The organism is Plantactinospora solaniradicis (assembly GCF_042658085.1).
In the GTDB taxonomy this organism is placed as follows: domain Bacteria; phylum Actinomycetota; class Actinomycetes; order Mycobacteriales; family Micromonosporaceae; genus Plantactinospora; species Plantactinospora solaniradicis.
In genome coordinates, this window is the sequence record NZ_JBHSPR010000053.1 from 25315 (window position 1) to 49117 (window position 23803).

Sequence of the window (23803 nt, forward strand, 5' to 3'; positions counted from 1 at the left end):
CACAATCCGGCGCCGTGCCGGCGCCCAGGCCGCAACCCGGCACCGCGCCCCCGCCCCGGCCACAACCCGGCTTCACATCGCAACCGACCTGGACGGGAGTACCGGCCCACGCACCGGCCCCGCAGTTCCGCGGATTTCCGCACACGCCGCCCCCGCCGTCGTTCCTCGAGACCCGATGGCCGGGACCAGCGCCCGCGCGAGGTTGGGCCGTACCGGCCGCGGTCCTCATCGGGGCGCTGGGACTCGCATTCTTCGTCCCGCTCGGCCGTACCGGTATCGGTTGGCTGCTCGGCTGGCTCACCCTGACCATCGGTGTCGTCGTGGCGGTGCGGCAACCCGCCGCCCAGCTACCACGCGTCGAGCGGTGGACCCGCGCCGGATGGGCGGCCGCGGCCCTGGCGCTGCTCTCGGTTCTCGCGTTCCGCAATGCCTGGTGGCTGGTGACATTCTGCGTCCTCGGCGCGCTGGGCTGCGCGGCGCTGGCCATCGTGGGTGGCCGGTTCGTACGCTCTATCCTGTTCAGCCTGGTGGCGGCGCCGTTCGCGGCTTTCCGTGGACTGCCGTGGGTAAGTCGGCACGTCCAGGCCACCGAGAATGCCGGGATGACCCGGCGGATCACGGGTTCGGTGGCGGCCACCGTGGTCGTGCTGATCGTCTTCGGCGCTCTCCTCTCGTCGGCCGACGTCGCCTTCTCGGCGGCCCTCGGCGCGCTCATGCCCGAGATCAATGCCGGCGCGGTGTTCCGGCTGCTCTTTCTCCTGGCCGTAGGTGGCCTGATCACGGTCGCCGCGACGTACACGCTGTCCGCCCCTCCTGACCTGTCCACGGTAGACAAGCCGAGTCGACGCAGTCTCAGCATCGTCGAGTGGGCCCCGCCCATCGCCGGTCTGACGCTTCTCTTCGTCGGCTTCGTCGCGGTGCAGTTCACCGTTCTCTTCGGCGGCCAGCGGCACGTACTGCGCACCACGGGTCTCAGCTATGCCGAGTACGCCCGCAGTGGCTTCTGGCAACTGCTCGCCGTCACGTTGCTGACGCTGGCGGTGCTGGCCGGCGTGACCCGCTGGGCGCGGCGCGACCGTCCGGCCGAGCGCCTTCTCCTGCGGATACTGCTCGGCCTGCTCAGCACGCTCAGCGTCGTCATCGTGGTGTCGGCGCTGTCCCGGATGTACACCTACCAGCAGGTCTACAGCTTCACCGGCGAACGTATCTTCGTCATGGCGCTCGAACTGGCGCTCGGGGTCGTGTTCCTGATGATCATGGCGGCCGGAATCCGGTGGCAGGGGGCCTGGATCCCCCGCCTGACCGTGGGGCTCGCGGTGGTAATGCTGCTGGGTCTGGCCGTGCTCAACCCCGAGGACTACGCGGCCCAGCGCAACATCGCCCGATACGAGGAGACCGGCAAGATCGACGCTTGGTACCTGCGGGCGCTCTCCGCCGACGCGACACCGGCCCTGAGCCACCTGCCCGATCCGGTACGCCGCTGCACACTGAGTTGGATCGCCGACGACTTGGCCGAACCGGATCCGTGGTACGCCTGGAACCTCGGCCGCGTCCGGGCACGCGAGGCGCTCGACCGGATCGGGCCGAACGCGATCGGCGGGCAGCGTGACTGCCGCGCCGCCGACCAGTTCGATCTACCCAAGCGCCGCTGACGTCCCACCTGCCCTCCCCTGCCCAGCCGGACGCGACGCGACCGGCCCGCCGGGGAGGTCAGACGGGCGACCCCGTCGAGAGCGGCGAGACCGTCGTACCGCGCGGCGCTTCGGGGAGCGCCTGCGCGCGTACGCCACGGACGAGTAGGTAGCCGATCATCCAGAACTCGCCCACGGTCGCGGGAATGACGAGGGCGTCGGCGACCACTCCTGCCCCGGGAGCGAGGTACCCGACGAGCGCGCTGAGTACGTAGCCGCCGCCGCCCCCGATGAGGAGCCAGCCGAGGATCGGGGGCATCCAGCCCGAGCGGTGCACGCACCAGCCCATCGGGATGAGCCACAGGCCGAAGAAGACCCCGCCCACCGTCCACAGGTTTCCGCTGACGAGGTACATGAGTTGGACGGTGACGGCCGCGTCGCCGACGGGTGTGAGTGCGACCTCGATCGCCGTCCCGAGCAGAGCCGCACTGCCGAGAATGGCGATGGCGTTGACCATGCCGAAGGCGGCGATGCTGCCGGCGGCGATGGAGTCGACCGTGTGGAAGAGCCGGTAGAACCAGACGGCGGTGAGTGCCTGGGTGAGAACGACGAGGAGTTCGAGGGCGATCCCGACGCGCGCGAGGGACTCGTGCTCGACCAGTCGGGCAAGGGTCGCGTGCGGATCGTCGGTTACGAAGAGTTGCGAACGGACGAGCAGGAACCCGAGTCCGCCGGTGAGGGCGAGACCGAGATAGAGCAGCCCGGTCGCCCGGGCGGTACGGATCAGGGGGTGCATGGGTGGCTCCTTCGCCTTCGTGCGCTGTGGACTGCGCTGCTCGCTATCGGCTGACCGGAATCACGTTCTGCCTTACGACGTAAGGTAACCATACAATGTAAGGTGATCGCAAGGATGGGAGGCGAATGGGAACGAAGAATCCTCGGGTGCCGCTGAGCCGCGAACGCGCCCTGGCGACGGCGGTCGCACTCGCGGATGCCGAGGGGATCCAGGCGTTGACCATGCGTCGGCTCGCCGCCGAACTCGGTGTCGAGGCGATGTCGCTCTACTACCACCTACCGGGCAAGGAGGGCCTGCTCAACGGCCTTGCCGACACCGTCATCGGCGAGATCGAGGTCGCGGTCCGTCGCACCGGTACGACCGGCGTCGACGAGGACTGGCGTGCCGCATTGCGACAGCGGTTCCTCGCGGCGCGAGAGGTCATGCTGCGTCACCCATGGGCCCCCGCGCTGCTCGGCTCGCGCCCCACCATTCCGGCCAGCGTGTACGCGTACTACGACGGGATCGTCGCCACGCTGATCGGCGGCGGGTTCTCCTATCGCATCGCCCACCGGGCGATACACGCGTTCGGCAGCCTGGCCCTGGGGTTCGCCCAGGAGATCTTCCGCCCCGCCTCTGCGGGCGGGCAGACGGACGTCGAGGTCGCGGAGGAGGATCTGGCCGCGATGGCCGAGGCCCTGCCTGCCCTGACCGCGATGATCGCGACCGAGGCCCACGACGTGTCCGATCCCACGCTCGGCTGGTGCGACAGCCAGGTCGAGTTCGAGTTCACACTCGACCTGCTCCTCGACGGACTCGAACGCGCCCGCGACTGAGGCAGGTCACCACGGCGACTACCCTCGCCGGTATGTCCGACTCCCGCCTGCTGCGCATCGGTACGCGCAACTCCCCGATGGCCCTCGCCCAAGTCGAGCGGGTCCGCGCGATGCTCGCCGACCGGCACCCCGACGTCACGGTGGAAGTGATGTCGATGTCGACCAGCGGGGACCGCTGGCACGGTGACCTGGCCGCGCTGGGCGGCAAGGGGGCGTTCACCAAGGAGGTGGACGCTGCCCTGGTCGCCGGAGAAGTGGACCTGGCGGTGCACTGCGTCAAGGACGTCCCCGGGGACCGGCCGGCACCAGCCGGCACGGTGATGGCCGCCTACCTGGCCCGTGACGATGTCCGGGACTGCCTCGTGCACCCGGGCGGGCTGCGGATCGACGAGCTGCCGACCGGTACCCGGATCGGCACCTCCGCGGTCCGGCGGGTCGCACAGCTGGCCCTGCACTGGCCGAACCTGGTGCCGGTGGCCATCCGGGGCAACGCGAACAGCAGGCTCGGCAAGCTCGACGCCGGCGACAGGTACGACGCACTGCTGCTCGCGGTCTCCGGGCTGGAGCGGATCGGGCAGGCCGCCCGGATCACCCACCCGATCGACGTCGACACGCTGGTCCCGGCCGTCGGCTCCGGGACCTTGGTCCTGCAATGCCGGGAAGACGACACCAGCACCCGTGACCTGGCAGCCAGCCTCGGCGACCCGCGGGCCCGGCAGGAGACCGTGGCCGAACGGACCATGCTGCACATCCTGCAGGGCAACTGCCACTCCCCGATCGCCGCGCTCGCCCGCACCGAACCCGACGGGCGCCTCGGCCTCCGGGCGAGGGTGATCAGCCTCGACGGTAAAACCGTGCTGGACGTGCACGAATGGGCGGCGGACCCGATCACCCTCGGGACCTCCGTCGCCGCGGCCCTGCTCCGGCAGGGCGCCCGTGACCTCCTCGACCTACCTGCCCACGGGTCGGTCTGACCGACCGCTGGCGATCAGACGAAAGTCTGCGCACCTCGCCGTTCTGCGGGTCAGCAGGCAGGCCAACCGGCCGCACCATAAGTTTCCATTATCTGCGGTTCAAGAGAACCGCATTTCTGCGATGTGAGTTTGATTCACCGATACACCGGTCCCTACGGTGTGCATGCGGCGTGCGGGACGGCCCGCGCGACGCCCACCTGGGCCTACGGATCGGCCAGCCGCCGGAAGACGGTCGTCCGTGACGCAAGCAGAAACCCGTCGCTCCGAGGTCGCAGCGCGGGAGTATTGGGAGGTTCGTACACATGCGACGGTCAGAGCGCGGTCGCGCCTCCGCCGATCCCGGCCCGCGCCGCCGGGTCCTTGCCGTGATCGCCGCCCTTGCCGTGTTCGGTGGCCTGGTCGGTGTCACACAGGTCTCCAACGCGGAGACCCAGCAGGCCGCCCCCACCTGCAAGCCCACGCCCCCGGCGTCGGCCGGTACGTCGGACCCCGACGGTGCGAGCGAAGAGGGCGCGACCCCGGGCGGTCCCACCCCGGACGGTACGACGCCGTCCGCGTCCGCAGTGGAATGCGAGGAGCAGGACAGCCCCGAGGAGGCGGCGAGCAGCTCTCCGACAAGCCCTCCAGGTGGCGGCCTGGACACGCTCGGCGACAACTGCGACAACAGCAGGCTCCAGGCACACACCGGCTTCCAGGACGGGAACCGGTGCGTGTCGACCGCCTTCGGCGAGGTGGCTGCCGCAGCCCAGAACCCGACGCTGCTGATCGCCCAGGCCCCGCAGAGGGTACGAGCGGGGCAGCCGTTCCGGATCGTCGTGAGCACCCGCAACCTCGTCCGTGACCGGTTCCTGCCCGCCGCCCAGGGCGGCTACTACCGGGAAACGTCCCTGCTCAACGACGACGGCCTGGTACGCGGCCACTTCCACACCGCGTGCCGGATGCTCAGCAGCACCAGGCAGGCAGCGGATCCCGCTCCGATCCCGGCCTTCTTCGTCGCGACGGAGGACGGAAACGGCGGAGACGAACCGGACTCGGTGATCGTCCAGGTGCCGGGCCTGCCCGAGGGTCTCGCACAGTGCTCGGCGTGGGCCGGCGATGGTTCACACCGCATCCCGATGATGCAGCGCGCCAACCAGATCCCCGCGCTCGACTCCGTCCGCATCCAGGTCCAGCCGGCTGCCGAGGAGCCGCCGGCCAACGAGGAGCCGCCGGCGACCGAGGCGCCACCCGCCAACGAGCCGCCCGCGACCGAGGCGCCACCGGCCAACGAGCCACCCGCGACCGAGGCGCCACCGGCCAACGAGCCACCCGCGACCGAGGCGCCACCGGCCAACGAGCCACCCGCGACCGAGGCGCCACCCGCCGACAACCCCGGCGGCGAGGAACCCCCCGCCGAGCAGCCCGAGGACGAGTCCCCCGGGCAGGAGGAGCAGCCAGGCAACGGGCAGGCATCCGGCGGACAGAAGCCAGCTCCGGAGAAGTCTCCGAACGGAACCGCCCGTCCGGCAGCCGCGGCCACCGAGCCGGCGGCGGACAGGACGACCGTCGGCGCGGCCCCACAAGCTCCCAACACCGACGCGGGAGGTTCGGGCGGCGGGCTGGCGCTCACCGGCGCGAACACCATCGCCTTCGCCGGCGTCGGCGTGGCGTTGTTCCTCGCCGGACTAGCCCTCGTCTACCTGACCCGTCGGCGCCGGGCGGTACGGCGCTGACCCTGGACGGCTGATCGGTACGGCGGGTGCGGCCTCTGGCTGCCATGGATTGACCCATGGTTCGCAGGCAGGGGTCGCACCCGCCGTTGTCGGCGTCGTAACGGGACGGCGGAACAGCCCGCCGGTTGGCCCGAAGGTAGCCGGGTCCGAGTCCCCGTTGCCTCCGGTGGAGTCCGTAAAAATCTGAGATGTTGGACATGGTTCCGGCATCGCCCACCCCGACCGAGCCGTGTCCAACCGTGGACCCGACCCGTACCCGATCTTGGACGTCGGGCGTTACCGTCGGCGCGACGGGGAGGTGGAGTCGCGCGCTTCGTGCGAACGGCCGGACCGACACGGCCTCCCGTCAGGAAATGTCGCCATGCCCGACTGGGTGGTCGCCACGACCGGCATGGACGCACCGTCCCGACCCGACCGAGAAATCTGATCCAACCGCTTAGAGGAGCTTCCCGGGATTAATCAGGACGTCATCCGAAGGGGGATAAGGCATGACGGACGATATAGCGATCATCGGGGCGTCCGGGATTTTTCCCGGCGCGGAGGACCTGGAATCCTTTCACGCCAACCTGCAGAAGGGCCGCAACAGCGTCGTGCGACCGAGCGACGACAGGGTGCGCAACGGCGGCGGCGAACTAGACGACGAATATCTGCTGATGGGTTATCTCCATCGGGTGGACCTCTTCGACCACGAGTTCTTCGGCATTCCCCGGCGGGAGGCCGAACGGATGGATCCCCACCAGCGGCTGCTGCTGCAACTTACCCACCGGGCGATCGAGTCGGCCGGGTACGCGCCAGCAGCGCTGCGGGGATCGGCGGCGGGGGTGTTCCTGGCTGGCGGCATGTGGTTCGGGCCGATGGACACCGAGCGGGACGTACTCTCCCTGCTCGGGTCGTCGGGGGCATCGCTGGCGGCCAGGCTGAGCTACCTGTTCGATCTTCGCGGGCCCGCGTTGGTGGTGGACAGCGCGTGCAGCAGTGGGCTGGCGGCCCTCGACCTGGCGGTCGGCATGTTGCGCGCCGGCAGCCTGCCGTTCGCGGTCGTCGGTGGAGTCACGCTCATCCCGGGCATGCAACGGCGTGCCGACTTCAATCCCCTGCCAGGGCTGGAGTCCCGCGACCAGGTGTGCCGCCCGTTCGACGTGGACGCGGACGGGCTGTCCGGTGGCGAGGGCGGGGGTGTGCTCGTCGTCAAACTGCTCTCCCGCGCAGTCGCCGACGGCGACAACGTGTTCGCCGTGGTCAAGGGCATCGCGGTCAACCACAACGGTTTCCGTGCCGCGAGCATGGCGGCACCGAGCCAGGTGGCGCAGGCGAGCGTGATCACTCAGGCGTGGCGGGACGGTGGGGTCGACCCGACGACCGTCGGCTACGTCGAGTGCCATGGCTCGGGGACCCAACTGGGAGACGTCGTCGAGGTGGACGCGCTGCGGCGGGCCTTCATCGAGGCAGGCGTGACGGAGCGGCACTGTCCGATCGGGTCGGTCAAGGCGAACATCGGGCACCTGGGAAACGCGGCGGGAATCGCGGGCCTGTTCAAGGTCATAGCGGCGCTGCGGTACGGCACCCGCTATCCGATGATCAATTTCCGGGAGCCCAACCCTCTGATCGACTTCACCGGGCCGGTGTATCCGAACGTCGTCGAGGAGCCCTGGGTCGTACCCGACGGCGTCCCTCGTCGCGCCGGAGTGAGCAGTCTCGGCCTGACCGGCACCAATGCGCATGTCGTGCTGGAGGAGGCGGTCCCGGTACGCGAGGACCCGGACGCCGGGGCGACCGCCGAACTCGTCACCGTGTCGGCCAGGTCGCAGCGGGCGCTGGAACGGTACTGCGCGCGGCTGCTGGACTTCGCCGAACACACGGGCCATTCCATCCGGTCGGTGGCGCACGTGCTGAACCGGGGCCGCGACGACCATCCGTACCGGCTGGCCTTCACCGCCGCGACGACCGCGGAGCTGGCCTGCGCGCTGCGGTCCGCGGACCCACCCGAGCGCTCCGCCCCCGATTCGCCCCGGCTGGTGCTCCTGTTCTCGGGGGACGCGCTCGTGGACGACGTGGTCTGGTCCCGGCTGCGTGCCGACTGTCCCGGCCTGATCCCCGTGGAGTGTGAGCAGAACGCCGGATCCGACCCGGCGAGCGCGCTGGTCGCCCGGCAGTACGCCCTCTACCGGGTCGCGGAGGCGCTGGGCCTGTTGACCGGCGCGGACGTCAGCCTCGTCGGCACCGGTGCGGGCAACCTGGTGACCCGGGTGGCCCGCGGTCGACTGTCGCTCGCCGATGCCGCCGCCGATGCCGCCGCGCGCGGGATCTCGGCGGAGTTCGACCGGGACGGACTGCGACGCGTCGTGGCCGGGTTCTCGCGTACGGACACGATCGCGGTGGAGATGGGCGCCGGCGGGGTGCTGGCGCGGGAGATCCGTGAACTCGCACCGGAGCTGCCGATCGTCGACCTGGCCGGGGACGGGTCGCGTCGGAGCCTGCTGGACCACGTCGGCGAGCTGTACACGCGCGGCGCCGCGATCGACTGGGACCGCTACTACCGGGACGCCGCCATCGCGCGGGTGGAGCTGCCGACGTACCCGTTCGAGCCGACCCCCTGCTGGCCCACGTCCCGTCCGACGATGCGACGCCCCGACATGCCGGCCGCGCCGGCCCCTCGGGAGGTGCCCACCGACCGTCCCGACAGGGCCGAGATCGAACGACGGGTCGCCGAGGTGTGGGCGGAACAACTGGACATCACCGGGCTCGGGCCCGACTCGGACTACTTCATGCTCGGCGGTACCTCGCTGGTCGGGGTCGGCGTGCTCCGCGCGCTCGGCGAGCGGTTCGGCGTACCGGTGACCTTCGCCGACCTCTACGCGTGCCGCACGGTCAGCGCCCTGGCCGTACGGCTGGGCGAGCTGCTCGGCGAGCGGGCCGCCGGCACCGGCGACGGTGCGGAAACCGAGCAGGCGATCACCCGGGTTCCCCGCGACGGGCGTCCCGCGCTGTCCTTCGGCCAGGAGACCCTGTGGTACCTCGACCAGGTGAACCCGGACAGCGCGCTGTACAACATCCCCGGCCCGATGCACCTGACCGGCAAGGTGGACGTGGCGGCGCTCCAGGACGCACTCGCCGACGTCGCCCGGCGGCACGAGGTGCTGCACAGTTGTTTCCGGACGGACGAGGACGGCACGCCGTACGTCGTGACCGTGGCGCCCGAGCCCCTGCTGCCGCTCGTCGACGTGAGCCGGCTCGGCGACGACCACCGCGACCGGCGGGTGCGGGCACTCATCCACGAGACGGTCGTGGCCCCGTTCGACCTCGCCGAGGATGCGCTCTTCCGGGCCACCCTGATCAAGCGGGCCGAGGACGATCACGTGCTGGTGCTGGTCTTCCACCACATCGTCTTCGACGGCTGGTCGCCGACCGTGTTCATGCGGGACCTCGCGGAGTTCTACCGGGCACGTACGGAGGATGTCCCGGCACGGCTGCCCGAGCTGACCGTCCAGTACCTGGACTTCGCCGCCTGGCATCGCGCCCGACTGACCGGACCGAGACTGCGGCGCGGCCTCGAGTTCTGGCGCAGCGAGTTGGCCGGGTTGAACCGGGAGGAACTGCCCCTGGACCACCCGCGCCCCGCCGTCCAGTCGTACGCGGGTGACGGCCTGACCCTGGTGATCGAGGCCGAGCTGGCCGACCGGGTCCGGGAGTTCAGCCGGCGCAACGGGGTGACGGCCTTCGTCACCATGCTGGCCGTGCTCGACGTCCTGATCTACCGCTGGACGCGGCAGGGCGACGTGTGCATCGGGGTCGCCACCTCCGGGCGTATCCACCCCACCGCCAACGACCTCGTCGGCTACTTCAACAACGTGCTGCCGTTCCGCACCCAGGTCACGGCCGACCTGCGGTTCGACGAACTGGTCCAGCGCTGCGCGGGTACGGTCGCCGGGGTGCTGGACCACGAGGAGGTACCGCTCGGCAAGATCCTCTCGGCCGGGGACTTCGAGCGGGACCTGGCCCGGCATCCGCTGTTCGACGTGAGCTACACGTACCAGAACGTGCTGCCGTACACCGGCGGGCTGGGCGAGCTGGGCTTCTCCCGCTACGCCGGGACCGACATCGGTTACGTCGCGCCCGGCACGGCCAAGTTCGACCTGTCGTTCGGGATCTCCGACGACGGCACCGGGCCGATGATCGGCGACGTCGGGTACGCGACCGCCCTGTTCGACCGGGCCACGGCGGAGCGCCTGGCCGCCTGGTACCCGGCCCTGGTCGCGGCGGCGATGACGGACCCGGGTACGGCGATCGGAGATATCGCCGGCCCGGACCTGGTGCGGGCCGGCGGCGGTCCCGGGGCGACGGTGGCCGGGCCGGCTCCCGCCCCGCCCGTCGAGGCCCTGGCCGGCGAGGCCCCGCCCGCCGAGGCCCTGGCCGGCGAGGCCCCGCCCGCCGAGACCCCGCCCGCCGAGACCTCGCCCGGCGAGGCCCTGGCCGGCAGCCGGCCCCGGACGGAGAACCCGACGCCGACAGGGGTGCGAACCGACGCGGCCGAGGTGATGTGCGCGCTCTTCGCGGACCTGTTGGGGCGGGAGCGGGTCGGTGCGGACGAGGGCTTCTTCGCCCTGGGCGGCGATTCCATCAAGTCCATCCAACTGGTGGCACGGGCCCGGCGGGCCGGGCTGCTGATCACCCGACAGCAGGTGTTCACCCACCGGACCCCTGCGGCACTGGCGGGAGTGGCCCAACGGCCCGGGACCGACGCGCCGGTCGTACCCGAGAACGACGCCGGGCCGATCCCGTTGACCCCGGCCATGCGCGAGTTCGCCGAGCGGGCGGGAATGCCCGCCGTGTTCGCGCATTCCGCGCTGGTCGCGACCCCCGCCGGCCTGGACCTCGACGCCCTGGGCGCCGCCGTGCTGGCTCTGGTCAACCGGCACGAGATGCTGCGGTCCCGGCTGCTCCGCGCCGACGAGCACGACCCGGCCTCGTGGTCGCTTCAGGTGGCGGAACCGTCCGCGCCGGCGATCGACAGCGTGCGGGCATGGGTTCGCGGGGTGGACGCCGCTGGTCTGTCCCCGGATGCGCTCGCCGACGCGGTCGCCGCCCATGGCCGGGCGGCGGCGGGCCGGCTCGACCCACGGGACGGCGTCACGGCACAACTGGTGTGGCTGGACCGTGGACCCGACGTCGAGGGCCGACTGGTGGTGGTCGTCCACGGCCTGGTGGTCGACCTCCTCTCCTGGCGCGTCCTGCTACCCGACCTGGCTGCGGCGTACACGGCGGTGCGGGACGGCGACCCGCCCGCCCCGCCCCGGATCGAGGCGTCCTTCGGGCGGTGGGCACGGGCGCTGGCCCGACGGTCCACCGATCCGGATCTGGTCGCGGAGCTGCCGGATTGGGAGCGGATCCTGGCACCGGGCGAGCCGCCGCCCGGCGGACGGCCCCTCGACCCGCGTCGCGACACCACCTCGACCCTCCGTCGGGTCACCGCCGCGCTGCCGTACGGCGTCTCCGGCGAGTTGTTGACCCGCGTGCCGGACGCCTTCCACGCCGAGACCGGCGACGTCCTGCTGATCGCGCTCGCGGCGGCGGCGGCCGAGTGGCGGGCGACGCGCGGTGACGGCGCGGGGCCGGTGCTGGTCGACGTCGAGCGGCACGGCCGGGAACCGTTGGCGGGCGATGTGGACACCTCCGGCACGGTGGGCTGGTTCGCCGCGACGCACCCGGTGCGGTTGGAGTTCGGCGACGCGGACTTCGCCGACATCCGGGCCGGTGGGCCGACCGCCGGCCGGATGGTCAAGCGGGCCCGGGAGCAACTCGCGGCGGTTCCCGGCAACGGGCTGGGATACGGGCTGCTGCGTCACCTCGCTCCGGACGCGGGCCGCCGCCTGGCGGGCCTGCCCACTCCCTCGATCGGCCTGCGCTACGCGGGGGCGATCATCGGCGACGGGGTGGATCCCTGGCGGCTGCTCGACCTGGGCGGGGAGTTGGCGGGGACGGTGCCCGTCGCGCACGCGATCGAGGCGGTCGGCGTCGTCCGGGACACCCTGGGCGGAGCGCAACTGCACCTGTCCCTGTCCGCGCCGGAGCACCTGCTGGCGGAAGGCCCACTGGGCGAGCTGTGCGAGGGGTGGGCGGCGATGCTCGTCGGGTTGGCCGGCCACGCCACCGACCCGACCGCGGGCGGTCACGTCCCCTCGGACTTCCCCCTCGTGGAACTCAGTCAGGACGAACTGGACCAGATCGAGGCGGGGGGTGGGAGGTGACCATGTCGCTGGCGGCCGTCGCCACGTACCTGCCGGACCGCGTCCTCCTCACCGATCTGCCGGAACTGGCCGACCTCGGCGACGGGGAACGGACGCTGTGCCTGGCCCTCGGCATCGAGCGGGTCACCGTCGACAAGGAACTGAGCACGGTGGACCTCGCGGTGCGCGCGGGTCGTCAGACGCTGGCCACGGCCGGGCTCAGCCCGCACGCGCTCGACGGCGTGATCCTCGTCGAGGCCCGCGCGCCCGGCACGCTCGCGAGTTCCGAGGCAACCGGGTTGCAGGCGGCGCTGGGCGCCGACGCGGCCTGGGCCTTCTCCATCGGCGGGCTCGGCTGCGCGTCGATCGTTCCGGCGCTGCTCACCGCGCGGGGGCTGCTGGCCGCCGACCCGGAGATCTCGCACATCCTCGTCGCGCACGGCAGCAGGCCGGTGGCGTCCCGGCGGTACCGGCACCCGGTGACGGTCAACGGCGACAGCGGGCAGGCGGTCGTCGTCTCCCGGGAGGGGCCGCTGCGGGTACGGGACATCCTGCTCGAGACGAACGGTGCCTACTGGGATCTGTTCCAGGTCGACTACCGCGGCAACCCGCCGCAGGACTGGCGCGAGGTGTGCGCCGACCTGCCCCGGTACACGTTCTCGCTGGCCGTCGAGTCGAGGAAGCGGATCGCCGCGCTGAACCGCAGGCTGCTGGAGCGCAACGGCGTCGACCAGGACGACATCTCGTGCTACGTCGGCCAGAACCTGTCCACCGCGGCGCTACGGGTCATCGGGGAGTCCCTCGGGGTGAAGATCTCCGACGGATGTCTGGACAACCTGCGGGAGAACGGTCACCTCGGACCCAACGACGCGCTGTTGAACCTCAGCACCGCGATCGACAGCGGCGAGTTGCCCGAAGGGGGCCGCGCCGTCGTCCTGAACATGAGCCCGGCGGCGGCGTGGAGCGCGATGCTCGTCGAGCACCACGCCCCGGACAACAGAACGATCTGCCTGTAGCCGGCCCACCCGTCGGGCGAGCGGGGCCGGTACGGCGAGGCGATGCAGGGCGAGACGAGGGAGGCGCGATGGGTATCCGGCAGGTGTCCAGTGACGACATCACCCGGCAGATCCTGGAGTTTCTGTCCGCCGCGACCGGCGGCATGGCGCTCGCCGAGGACCAGGACTACATCGCGGAGGGCCTGGTCAACTCGATCCAGGCGGTCGAACTGGTGACCCGGGTCGAGCAGCGGTTCGGCATCGAGGTCGAGGTCGAGGACCTCGACATCGACAACTTCCGGACCGCCGGCCGGATCGCCGCGTTCGTCCGACGCAAGCGCGCCGCCGTCTCGCCGGATGCCCGGGACGGCTGACACCGTGGACGTCACCAGCTTCGTCGATTCCGTCCGAGCCGATGTGGGCGGGTGGGATCGGGCCGGCGGGCTGCCCGCCACGATCGTCAAGACGATGGCGACCGGCAGGTTCCTCGCCGCGGACCTCCCCCGGCGGTACGGCGGCGCCGACCTCGGCCAGCACGACCTCGGCGAGCTGTGCGCGTCGCTCGGCGGCGTGTGCAGTGCGTTGCGCAGCCTCGTCACGGTGCAGGGCATGGTGGCCGCCGCCCTGCTCCGCTGGGGAACCGGGCCGCAACGGTCGGCCTGGCTCCCGACGTTGGCGAGCGGCGAGAACATCGCCGGGTTCGCGGCCACCGAGGAAGGCGCGGGCAGCGACCTCGGTGCGATGAGCACCACCGTGCGGGGTCACGGCGACGATGTCGTGGTACGGGGTCGCAAGCTCTGGGTCAGCCTCGGGCGGCTCGCCACCGTGTTCCTGGTGTTCGGTCGCCAGGACGGGCTGCCGGTGGCCGTACTGGTCGAATCCGACCGGCCCGGCGTGGTGGTCGAGCCGATCACGGACCCCCTGGGCCTGCGGGCCGCCCAGCTCGCGAACATCCGGTTCGAGGATGTCCGGGTGCCGCGGGACAACCTCGTCGCACCGGCGGGATTCGGGCTGTCCCACGTGGCGGCGACCGCCGTCGACCACGGGCGGCACACCGTCGCCTGGGGTTGCGTGGGCCTGGCCACCGCATGCCTGGACCATGCCGTACAGCACGCGGCGCGGCGTGTGCAGGGCACCGTTCGGCTGGCGGAGCACCAGCTCGTACGCGCGATCCTCGGACGCGCCTACGTGGCGACCTCGGGTGCGCGGCAGCTCTGCGCGCACGCCGCCCGGCTACGGGAGCGGCGGGCACCGTCGGCCACGGCGGAGACCGTGGTGGCCAAGTACGCGGGCGCCGCCGCGGCGGCCAGTGTCAGCCAGGACGCGGTCCAGCTGCTCGGCGCGGCCGGCTGCGGGTCGGACAGTCCGGTGAACCGGTTCTTCCGCGACGCGAAGATCATGCAGATCATCGAGGGTTCCCGCGAGGTGGGCGAGCTCGACATCGGAGAGTTCGCGCTCCGCACGGCAGGCCCGGATCGGACGCTGTGAGGGGACGGGGCATGCAGAAGGTCAAGTGCGTCATCTGGGACCTGGACGACACGGTCTGGAACGGCGTGGTCATCGAGGGCGATCCGGCGACCCCCCTTCCGTTCGCGGTCGAGACGATCCGGACCCTCGACCAGCGGGGGATCCTGCACGCCGTGGCCAGCCGGGGCGACCGCGACCTCTCCCACGCCCACCTGACCACGCACGGGCTCGCGGAGTACTTCTGCGCCGTGGAGATCGGCTGGGGTGCCAAGTCCGAGGCGGTGGGCCGGATCGCCGAGCGGCTGAACATCGGACTCGACACGATGGCCTTCGTCGACAACGACGACGTGGAACTCGCGGAGGTCGCCGCCGCGCATCCCGAGGTGCGGTGTTACCGGTCCACCGGCATCGCCGAGCTGCCGGACCTGCCGGAGTTCCGCCCCGCCTTCATCACCGACGAGTCGGCGGCACGCCGCCAGATGTACCAGGCCGACGGGGCGCGCGCCGCCGCGCAGGAACGCTTCGCCGGTACCTCGGCCGAGTTCCTCGCGTCGCTCGACCTGGTGATGACGATCGGTCACGCCACCGACGACGACCTCGCCCGCGCCCACGAACTCACCGTTCGTACCCACCAGCTCAACACGACCGGCGTGACCTTCGACGAGCACGAGCTGCGGGCGCTCGTCGACTCACCCGAGTACGAGGTGCTGGTCGCGCGGTTGCGGGACCGGTTCGGCGACTACGGCACCATCGGCTTGTCGGTCACCCACCTCAGCGGCGCCGACGCCGTCCTGCACCTGCTGCTGATGTCGTGCCGCGTCATGTCCCGGGGTGCCGGTGCCGTGCTGCTCCACCACGTGATGCGGTCGGCCGTCGACCGGGGCCTACGGCCGCTGGCCCGGTTCGTCGCCACCGGGAAGAACCGGGTCATGCTGGTCACCCTGCGCTTCGCGGGCTTCGAACCGATCGAGGACGACAGCGGTCGGCTGCTGCTGGCCTATCCCCCCGGACGGTGCCTGCCCCCGCCGCCCGCCCACGTCCGGGTGGTCACGTCCACGGGACCGGCGTCATGACGGTCGTCGACCGTCCGCCGAACCAGACCCCGGTCGAGGACATCTGGCCCCTGTCCCCGCTCCAGGAGGGACTGCTCTTCCACACCGTGTACGACGAGCAGACGACCACCATGTACACGGCGCAGTTCGTCACGGCCGTGGACGGACCGCTGGACCCGGCCGTGCTGCGGGCATCGTGGCAGGCGGTGCTCGACCGGCATGCGAGCCTTCGGGCCGGGTTCCGGCAGCTCGCCGGAAGGCAGCGACCCGTGCAGGTCATCGCCCGCCGGCTGGACATCCCGTGGCACGAGGCCGACCTCGGCGGGCTCGCCGAGGACGCGGCGACGGCCGAGGCCGAACGGCTGGCCGTCGAGGCGACCACCCAGCCGTTCGACGTGACCGCGCCGCCGCTGCTGCGGGTGTCACTCGTCAGGCTGGCACCCGAGAAGCATCGGATGATCCTCACCCTGCACCACATCCTCGTGGACGGCTGGTCGCTGCCGATCCTCATGCGCGAGCTGTGGTCCGCGTACGACGCGGGTGGCAGCACCGCCGCGCTGCCCCCCGTGACCTCGTACCGCGAGTATCTGGTGTGGCTGGCCGGTCAGGACCGCGACGCGTCCCTGCGGGTGTGGCGGGAGGCGCTGGCGGGCGCGACGGAACCGACCCAGATCGCGCCCGCCGCCGACCGTGCTGACGCGCCGGCCGCCCTGGCCGGCTCGGTCTTCGCCGCCGTCGGCGGGGAACTGGGCACCGCGCTGCGCGACCTGGCCGGCCGGTACTCCCTCACGGTCAACACCGTCGTCCAGGTCGCCTGGGCGATCCTGGTGGGTAGCGCGACCGGCCGCCGCGACGTGGTGTTCGCTGCGATCACGGCGGTGCGCCCGACGGATCTTCCCGGCCTGGAGACGATGCTGGGTTTGTTCCTCAACACCGTGCCGGTACGGGTGCGGTTCGACCCGGCGCAACGCGTCGCCGACCTGCTGGTGCAGGTCCAGCAGGAGCAGGCGGCGCTGCTGGACCACCAGTACGTGGGCCTCGCCGACATACAGCGGGTGGCGGGGCCGGGGGCCCGCTTCGACACCGTCGTGGTCTTCCAGAACTTCCCGCGCGACCCCCGGGGCAGGTCCGGCACCGGCGGCCTGAGGTTCACCGCGCTGGGCGGGCGGCAGATGGCGAAGTACCCGCTCTCGCTGACCGTGATTCCAGCGGACGGCCTGGACCTCCGGCTCAACTACCGACCGGATCTGTTCGACCGGGACGACGCCCAGCGGATCGTCGACCGCCTGGTGCGGGTACTTACCCGGATGGTGGCCGATCCGGACGCCCGGATCGGCCGCATGGACCTGCTCGCCGAGGCGGAGCGCAGCCGGGTGCTCCACGAGTGGAACGACACGGCCAGGCCGGTTCCGCTGGCGCCGCTGGGCCGGCTCTTCGAGGCGCAGGTGGACCGCACTCCGGACGCGGTGGCGGTGCTGGGCGACGGGCGGTCGTCGACGTACGCGCAACTGGACGGGGCGGCGAATCGTCTGGCGCGGGAGTTGGTGTCCCTGGGAGTCGGGCGCGGCGACCTGGTCGGGGTGCTGCTGGAACGGTCGGTGGAACTCGCGACGGCATGGCTCGGCGTGACGAAGGCGGGTGCCGGCTTCGTGCCGGTCGACCCGGCGTACCCGGCGGCGCGGATCGGCCTCGTGATCGGTGACGCCGATCCGGCGGTGGTGGTGTGTTCCCCGGCGACGGCGGGCCTGGTCCCGCCGGACCGCCTGCGGTTGGTCGTGGACGAGCCCACGGTGGCGGGACGGTCCGCGCGTCGTCTGAGCGCCGCCGAGAGCCCGGTGGGGCCCGACGACCCGGCGTACGTGATCTACACGTCGGGGTCGACGGGTGCTCCGAAGGGCGTGCTGGTGACGCATCGCGGGCTGGGAAACCTGGCGGCCGCCCAGATCGAGCAGTGCGAGGTGGGACCGCGATCACGGGTGTTGCAGCTCGCCTCGCCCAGCTTCGACGCGGCGGTGTCGGAATTCTGCATGGCACTGCTGTCCGGGGCCTGTCTGGTGCTGGTGGGACCGGACCGGCTGCCGCCGCTCGGATCGCTGGGCGCGACCGCACGGGAGTTCGGGGTGACCCACGTGACGGTGCCACCGTCCGTGCTGGCGTCGGTGCCGGACCTGCCTGCCGAGGTGGCGACGGTCGTGGTGGCCGGGGAGGAGTGCCCGCCGGCGCTGGTGGCCCGGTGGTCGCCGGGCCGGCGGCTGGTCAACGCGTACGGGCCGACCGAGGTGACCGTGTGCGCCACGATGAGCGAGCCGTTGCCGGAGGACGTCGACGACGGGACGGTGCCGATCGGGGGCCCGATCGCCAACACCCGGGTGCTGCTGCTGGACGAGTTCCTCCGGCCGGTACCACCCGGCGTCACCGGCGAGGTCTACGTGACCGGCCCGGGACTGGCCCGGGGCTACCTGCACCAGCCGGCCCTGACCGCCGAGCGCTTCGTCGCCTGTCCCGTCGGCGGGCCCGACGGCGGCGGGACGGACGGCGGAACGGGCGGCCGGATGTACCGCACGGGTGACCTGGCGCGGTGGACCGACCGGGGCCGGCTGCTGTTCGCCGGACGGGCGGACGAGCAGGTGAAGGTCCGCGGGTTCCGGGTCGAGCCGCGCGAGGTCGAGGCGCTTCTCGCCACGCACGAGTCCGTGGACCGGGTCGCCGTCGTCGCCCGGGAGGACCGTCCGGGAGACATCCGCCTGGTCGGCTACGTCGTTCCGGCCGCCGGAGCACCGGTGGACACCGTGGCGCTGCGCGGGTACGTGGCCGCCCGCGCGCCCGACTTCCTCGTCCCGGCCGCGCTCGTGGTGCTGCCGTCGCTGCCGCTGACGCCGAACGGCAAGGTGGACCGGGCCGCGCTGCCGGCGCCCGAGTTCGCGGGCCACGGGCGCGGCCCGGAGTCGGCGGCGGAGGAACTGCTGTGCCAGATGTTCGCTGAGGTGCTGGGCCTGGCCCGGGTCGGCGCCCAGGAGTCGTTCTTCGACCTTGGCGGGGACTCGCTGCTGGCCATGCGGTTGATCGCCCGGATACAGGCGACGTTCCAGGCCGAAATCAGCGTGGGTGACCTGTTCGTCGATTCGACAGTGGCGGGAGTGGCCCGTCTCCTCGACGAAGCCGGCGGCGAGCCGGCGGTGCCGCTCGCGCCGATGTCCCGCCCGGACCGGGTGCCGCTGTCGTCCGCGCAGGAGCGGATGTGGTTCCTCAACCGCCTGGACGGCGTACGGAGCGGGGTCTACAACGTCTCGTTCGCGCTGCGGATCTCCGGCGACCTGCACGTGGCGGCGCTGGAGGCGGCGCTGGGCGACGTAGCGGACCGGCACGAGAGCCTGCGCACCATCTTCCCGGAGGCCGGCGGGGTTCCGTACCAGCGGATCCTCGCGGGGGCGTCGGGGCGCTGGCCGCTGCTGGTGGTGCGGACCGACGAGGACCGGCTGGCGGCGGAGCTGGCCGGGTACGCGGACCGCGGCTTCGACCTCTGCACCGAGCTGCCGTGGCGGGTGTGGTTGCTCGAACTGGGCCCGTCGGACGCCGTACTGCTGGTCGTGGCGCACCACATCGCGGTGGACGGCTGGTCGATCGAGGTGCTGGCCCGGGACGTGAGTACCGCCTATGCGGCCAGACTGGCGGGGAACGCCCCGCAGTGGGAACCCTTGCCGGTGCAGTACGCCGACTACGCGCTGTGGCAGCGCCGGGTGCTGGGCGACCTCTCCGATCCGGACAGCGTGGTCAGCGCGCAGCTCGGGTACTGGCGGCGGGCGTTGGCGGGCGTACCCGAGGAGGTGACGCTGCCGACCGACCGGCGCCGGCCGGACGTGTCCTCGTTCCGGGGCGAGTCGGTCGCGTTCCGCCTGGACGCGCGGGCGCATGCCCGGCTGGTGGAGCTGGCCCGGCGCGAGAAGGTGACGATGTTCATGCTCGCCCAGGCCGCGCTGGGGGTCCTGCTCTGCCGGATGGGGGCGGGCACGGACATCCCGATCGGTACGGCGGTCGCCGGCCGGGGCGACGCGGCCCTCGACCGGCTGATCGGATTCTTCGTCAACACGCTGGTGCTGCGCACCGACCTGAGCGGCGACCCGTCCTTCGCGGAGCTGCTGGCCCGGGTGCGCCGGGCGGACCTGGCCGCGTACGCGCATCAGGGCCTGCCGTTCGAGCGTCTGGTCGAGGATCTCAATCCGGCGCGCTCGCTCTCCCGCAACCCGCTGTTCCAGGTCCTGCTCGCGGTGCAGGCCGGCACACCGGCCCGGTGGGACCTGCCGGGGCTCCAGGTCCGTCCGCTGCGGGCCGGACCGCTCGCCGCCCGGGTCGACCTGGCCGTGGACCTGGTAGAGCGGCGCGCCGACGATGCGAGCCCGGCCGGGATCGACGGCACGATCCTGTACGCCACCGACCTGTTCGACGCGCCGACGGCGGCGGCCCTGGCCGAGCGCTTCGGCCGGGTGCTGGAGCGGGTGGCGGCCGATCCGGGTATCCACCTCAGCCGGATCGACGTACTGGGCGAGCCCGAGCGGTCCCGGGTGACGGTCGGCTGGAACGACACCGCCCGGCCGATTCCACCCGGTACGGTGCTGGACCTGTTCGCGGCCCGCGCGGCGCGGTCGCCGGACGCGGTGGCGGTGCGGTGCGGCGCCGAGGTTCTGACCTACGGCGAGCTGGAGGCCCAGGCGAACCGGCTGGCCCGGTACCTGGCGGCGGTCGGGGTGGATCGGGAGAACGTGGTGGGTCTGTGCCTGCCGCGCGGCGTGCGGCTGGTGGTCGCGATCATGGCCGTCTGGAAGGCCGGCGCGGCGTACACCTACCTCGACCCGGACTATCCGGCGGACCGGCTGAGCTACCTGCTCGCCGACAGCGGGGCGGTGGTGCTGCTCGCGGCGGCCCGGACGCTGGCGGGCTTGTCGCTCGGCCCGGCCCGGCCCGTGGTGCTGGACGAGGACTCGGCGGCGGCGATCGCGGCCGAGTCGGCCGACTCGCCGGGTACGCCCGTAGACCCGCGCCAGGTCGCGTACGTGACGTACACGTCGGGATCCACCGGCCGCCCGAAGGGCGTGGCGGTGGCCCATGGCGGCCTGGTGAACCTGGCCGAGGCGATGCGGCCCCTGCTCGGTGCGGCCGAGGGCGTGGTGGCGTTGCAGTTCGCCTCCTTCAGCTTCGACGCGGCCGTCTTCGACATCGCCGTCGTGCTCGCCGCGGGCGGCACCCTGGCGATAGCGACGGACGAGGAGCGGGGTGACCCGGACACGCTGGTCGAGATGATCCGCTCGGCCGACGTCCGCGTGGCCAGCGTGGTCCCCACCCTGCTGGGCGTGCTGGACCCGGCCACCGTACGGGGGGTGACGAACTGGGTGGTCGGCGCCGAACGCCTGACCGCGGCCCTGGCGAGCCGATGGGCGACTCCGGCGCGGCTGTGCAACACCTACGGTCCGACCGAGGCGACCGTGATGACGACGGCCGGCGTGGTCGAGGCGGGGATCCGGCCCGACGACGCCGCCCCGTCGATCGGCCGCCCGATCGACAACGCCCGGGTGTACGTGCTGGACGGTCATCTCCAGCCCGTTCCCGTCGGGGTGACCGGCGAGCTGTACATCGCCGGCCCGGGCCTGGCCCGGGGGTACGTCGGGCGGCCGGGCCAGACGTCCGGACACTTCGTGGCCTGCCCCTTCGCCGGGCCGGGTGAGCGGATGTACCGCACGGGCGACCTCGTGCGCTGGGCGCCCGACGGTCAGGTGCTGTTCGTGGGGCGGGCGGATGCACAGGTGAAGATCCGCGGATTCCGGGTGGAGCCCGGCGAGATCGAGGCCGTGCTCGCCGCCCATCCGACCGTCGGGCAGGTCGCCGTCCTCGCCCGCGAGGACCGGCCCGGAGACCGGTGCCTGGTCGCGTACGTCGTGCCGGCCGCCGGTAGTGAGGTGGACCCGGGCACGCTGCGGGATTTCGCGGCCGACCGGCTGCCCGACTACATGCTGCCGATCGTGATGGTCCTGGAAGGGCTTCCCGTGACGACGAACGGAAAACTGGACCGGGCCGCGCTGCCCGGCCCGAGCCGACCGGTGGACCGCGGGCCACGCACCGACGCCGAGCGTGCCGTGCACCGGGTCTGGTGCGACGTGCTGGGGCAAGCGGACATCGGCGTGCGGGACAAGTTCTTCGACGCCGGCGGGAACTCGATGAGCCTGATCCCGCTGCGCAACGAACTGGCCCGGCTGGCGGGGACGGAGGTGCCGCTCGCGCTGCTGTTCGAGCACTCGACCGTCGAGGCGATGGCCGCGCTGGTCGACCGGTACCGGCTCGTCCCGGTCGACGACGAGGACAGCTACGAGCTCTAGCACGGGCCGGCCGAGACGGGCCGGCCCTGGGGGCGGACCGAGAGCGAAACGGAGGTACGAGATGACGCGCGAGGTGGCGAATGCCCGGACCGGCACCACCCTGCCGGTGATCGGCGTCGTCGGCGCCGGCCAGATGGGGGTGGGCGTCGGCCAGTGCTTCGCGGAGGCCGGCCATGCCGTGACGGTGGTCGAACCGTCCGCGCCGGCCCGCGCGAGCGTGCCCCGGCGCCTGGTCCAGGGCCTGCGACTGTCCGCACTCAGCGGCCGGAAGCGCGTCGACTTCGACGAGGTGATCTCGCGGGTGCGGTGCACGGGCGACCTGGACGACCTGGGGGATGCGGGCTTCGTGGTGGAGTGCGCCCCGGAGCGGACGCCGCTCAAGGAGGACATCTTCCGCCGGCTCGACGGGATCTGCCCGGCCGAGACCGTACTGGCGTCGTGCACCTCGGCCATCCCGATCGCCCGCCTGGGTACGGCGTCCGGGCGCCCGGACCGGGTTCTCGGTACGCACCTGATGAATCCGGCCCCGATCAAGCGCGCCGTCGAGGTGATCACAGCGCCGGAAACCAGCCCGGCCACCCTGGAGAGCACCGTGGACCTGCTGAGGAGCATCGGCAAGGAGCCCATCGTGGTGGCCGACGCGCCCGGGTTCGTCACCAACCGCGTGCTGATGCTGATGATCAACGAAGCCGCGGCCGTCGTCTCGGAGGACACCGCCACGCCGGCGGTCGTGGACAAGATCTTCCGTGACTGTTTCGGGCATCCCACCGGCCCACTGGCCACCGCCGATCTCATCGGTCTGGACACCGTCGTCGACACGTTGGCGGTGTTGCTCGACCACACCGGAGACCCGCGCTTCGTGCCCTGCCCGCTGCTGGTGGAACTGGTCGACGGCGGCCGGACCGGACGCAAGAGCGGGGCAGGCTTCCACACCTACTGAGCGCACCCCGCCCGCCGCCGACGGGGCCTCCGACGCCCGGCCGACCCCGGTATCCGGCGGGCGTGGTGACCTGCGACGGGGCGATCAGGGCCGGTACGGCTAGGCGGTGTCAACTGACTGGGCGACGGGTGTCAGGCGGATCAGCGTGAGGCCGTAGGCGACGATCCACACGACCCAGATCAGCCAGCCGACGAGGCCGAGGAGACCGACCGGTCCCGGGTCGTCGATGACCAGCGGGCTCAGCACGGCCGAGCCGAACTGGAGTACGGCGGCCAGCAGGCCGATCCCGCCGAGCCAACGACGGATCAGGCCGGCGCGTCGTCCGCTGACGGACAGGCCCGTCATGGCCAGCGCCAGGAAGGTGCCGTTGAAGACGAACAGCGCGTCGTGCAGCGCCCAGAGTCCGGCGACCGTGTTGCTGTCCTGCGCGGTCGTCGACGCGAGCGCGAGCCGGGTGGCCATCACACCGGTGAAGGTGATGTTCTGCAGGATCACCCCGGCGAATCCGACCAGGGACCAGGCTGTGCCCTGCGCGCGGTCGGATCGCCACAGCACGGAGACCGCGCCGGCGCCGAACAGGGTGGCCAGCACCCAGGCGATCGGCGCGAGTGCCGACGCGACGCCGACGGTGTCCTTTTGGGTGGTGAAGAACTGGACGACGTCGCCGGTCTCCGCACCGGTGTGGGGCAGGCCGGCTGGCACCAGGAAGGCGTTGACGGAGACGATCAGGAGGGCGAAGCCGAGTCCGGCGAGCCCGGCGGTCCGGGAGAACGGCCAGGTGCTCCACCCGGCGCCGAGATTACGTGACATATATTGAATGTAATGTGCGGAA

General features: G+C 72.1%; 13 protein-coding genes. 11 read left to right on the forward strand and 2 right to left on the reverse strand.

Annotated elements, in window-relative coordinates; all coding sequences use genetic code 11:
• Nucleotides 1–14 precede the first annotated feature (14 nt).
• Entirely contained in the window at nucleotides 15–1652 is a 1638-nt protein-coding gene (locus ACFP2T_RS36740) for a DUF4153 domain-containing protein (RefSeq protein WP_377430251.1), read from the forward strand.
• A 58-nt stretch (nucleotides 1653–1710) separates the two neighbouring features.
• Here the strand turns inward: ACFP2T_RS36740 and ACFP2T_RS36745 are convergent, their stop codons facing one another.
• Nucleotides 1711–2427 (reverse strand): DUF4386 domain-containing protein, encoded by a 717-nt coding sequence (locus tag ACFP2T_RS36745; protein WP_377430253.1) that lies wholly within the window; start codon nucleotides 2425–2427, stop codon nucleotides 1711–1713.
• A 125-nt stretch (nucleotides 2428–2552) separates the two neighbouring features.
• Here ACFP2T_RS36745 and ACFP2T_RS36750 point away from each other — a divergent pair, with 125 nt between their 5' ends.
• The 10 genes from ACFP2T_RS36750 (at nucleotide 2553) to ACFP2T_RS36795 (ending at nucleotide 22971) form a co-directional block, all read left to right on the forward strand.
• Nucleotides 2553–3242 (forward strand): TetR/AcrR family transcriptional regulator C-terminal domain-containing protein, encoded by a 690-nt coding sequence (locus ACFP2T_RS36750; RefSeq protein WP_377430255.1) that lies wholly within the window; start codon nucleotides 2553–2555, stop codon nucleotides 3240–3242.
• Between the two features lie 32 nt (nucleotides 3243–3274).
• On the forward strand, nucleotides 3275–4216 hold the full coding sequence (gene hemC, locus ACFP2T_RS36755; RefSeq protein ID WP_377430258.1) for a hydroxymethylbilane synthase: 942 nt from the start codon (nucleotides 3275–3277) through the stop codon (nucleotides 4214–4216).
• Between the two features lie 302 nt (nucleotides 4217–4518).
• The gene (locus ACFP2T_RS36760) at nucleotides 4519–5928 is read left to right on the forward strand and encodes an LPXTG cell wall anchor domain-containing protein (RefSeq protein ID WP_377430260.1); all 1410 of its coding nucleotides are present in this window, start codon (nucleotides 4519–4521) and stop codon (nucleotides 5926–5928) included.
• Nucleotides 5929–6416: 488 nt separating this feature from the next.
• Nucleotides 6417–12173 carry a condensation domain-containing protein gene (locus ACFP2T_RS36765; protein WP_377430263.1) on the forward strand — a complete coding sequence of 1919 codons (5757 nt, stop codon included), beginning with the start codon at nucleotides 6417–6419 and terminating at the stop codon, nucleotides 12171–12173.
• A gap of 2 nt (nucleotides 12174–12175) precedes the next feature.
• Complete coding sequence (locus tag ACFP2T_RS36770; RefSeq protein WP_377430265.1) at nucleotides 12176–13168, forward strand: 3-oxoacyl-[acyl-carrier-protein] synthase III C-terminal domain-containing protein; 993 nt, start codon at nucleotides 12176–12178, stop codon at nucleotides 13166–13168.
• Between the two features lie 68 nt (nucleotides 13169–13236).
• Entirely contained in the window at nucleotides 13237–13521 is a 285-nt protein-coding gene (locus ACFP2T_RS36775; protein WP_377430268.1) for an acyl carrier protein, read from the forward strand.
• Nucleotides 13505–14635 carry an acyl-CoA dehydrogenase family protein gene (locus tag ACFP2T_RS36780; RefSeq protein ID WP_377430270.1) on the forward strand — a complete coding sequence of 377 codons (1131 nt, stop codon included), beginning with the start codon at nucleotides 13505–13507 and terminating at the stop codon, nucleotides 14633–14635. Before ACFP2T_RS36775 ends, ACFP2T_RS36780 begins: the two co-directional genes overlap by 17 nt.
• An 11-nt stretch (nucleotides 14636–14646) precedes the next feature.
• Nucleotides 14647–15687, forward strand: a complete 1041-nt coding sequence (locus tag ACFP2T_RS36785) for an HAD-IIIC family phosphatase (RefSeq protein ID WP_377430273.1) — start codon at nucleotides 14647–14649, stop codon at nucleotides 15685–15687.
• A complete protein-coding gene (locus ACFP2T_RS36790) occupies nucleotides 15684–22031 on the forward strand; it encodes an amino acid adenylation domain-containing protein (RefSeq protein WP_377430276.1) in 6348 nt (2115 codons plus the stop codon). Before ACFP2T_RS36785 ends, ACFP2T_RS36790 begins: the two co-directional genes overlap by 4 nt.
• A 61-nt stretch (nucleotides 22032–22092) precedes the next feature.
• Nucleotides 22093–22971, forward strand: coding sequence for a 3-hydroxyacyl-CoA dehydrogenase family protein (locus ACFP2T_RS36795; RefSeq protein ID WP_377430278.1), 879 nt, complete (start codon nucleotides 22093–22095; stop codon nucleotides 22969–22971).
• Between the two features lie 99 nt (nucleotides 22972–23070).
• On the opposite strand, the gene ACFP2T_RS36800 is transcribed toward ACFP2T_RS36795, so the two are convergent.
• The gene (locus ACFP2T_RS36800) at nucleotides 23071–23781 is read right to left on the reverse strand and encodes a hypothetical protein (protein WP_377430281.1); all 711 of its coding nucleotides are present in this window, start codon (nucleotides 23779–23781) and stop codon (nucleotides 23071–23073) included.
• Nucleotides 23782–23803 lie beyond the last annotated feature (22 nt).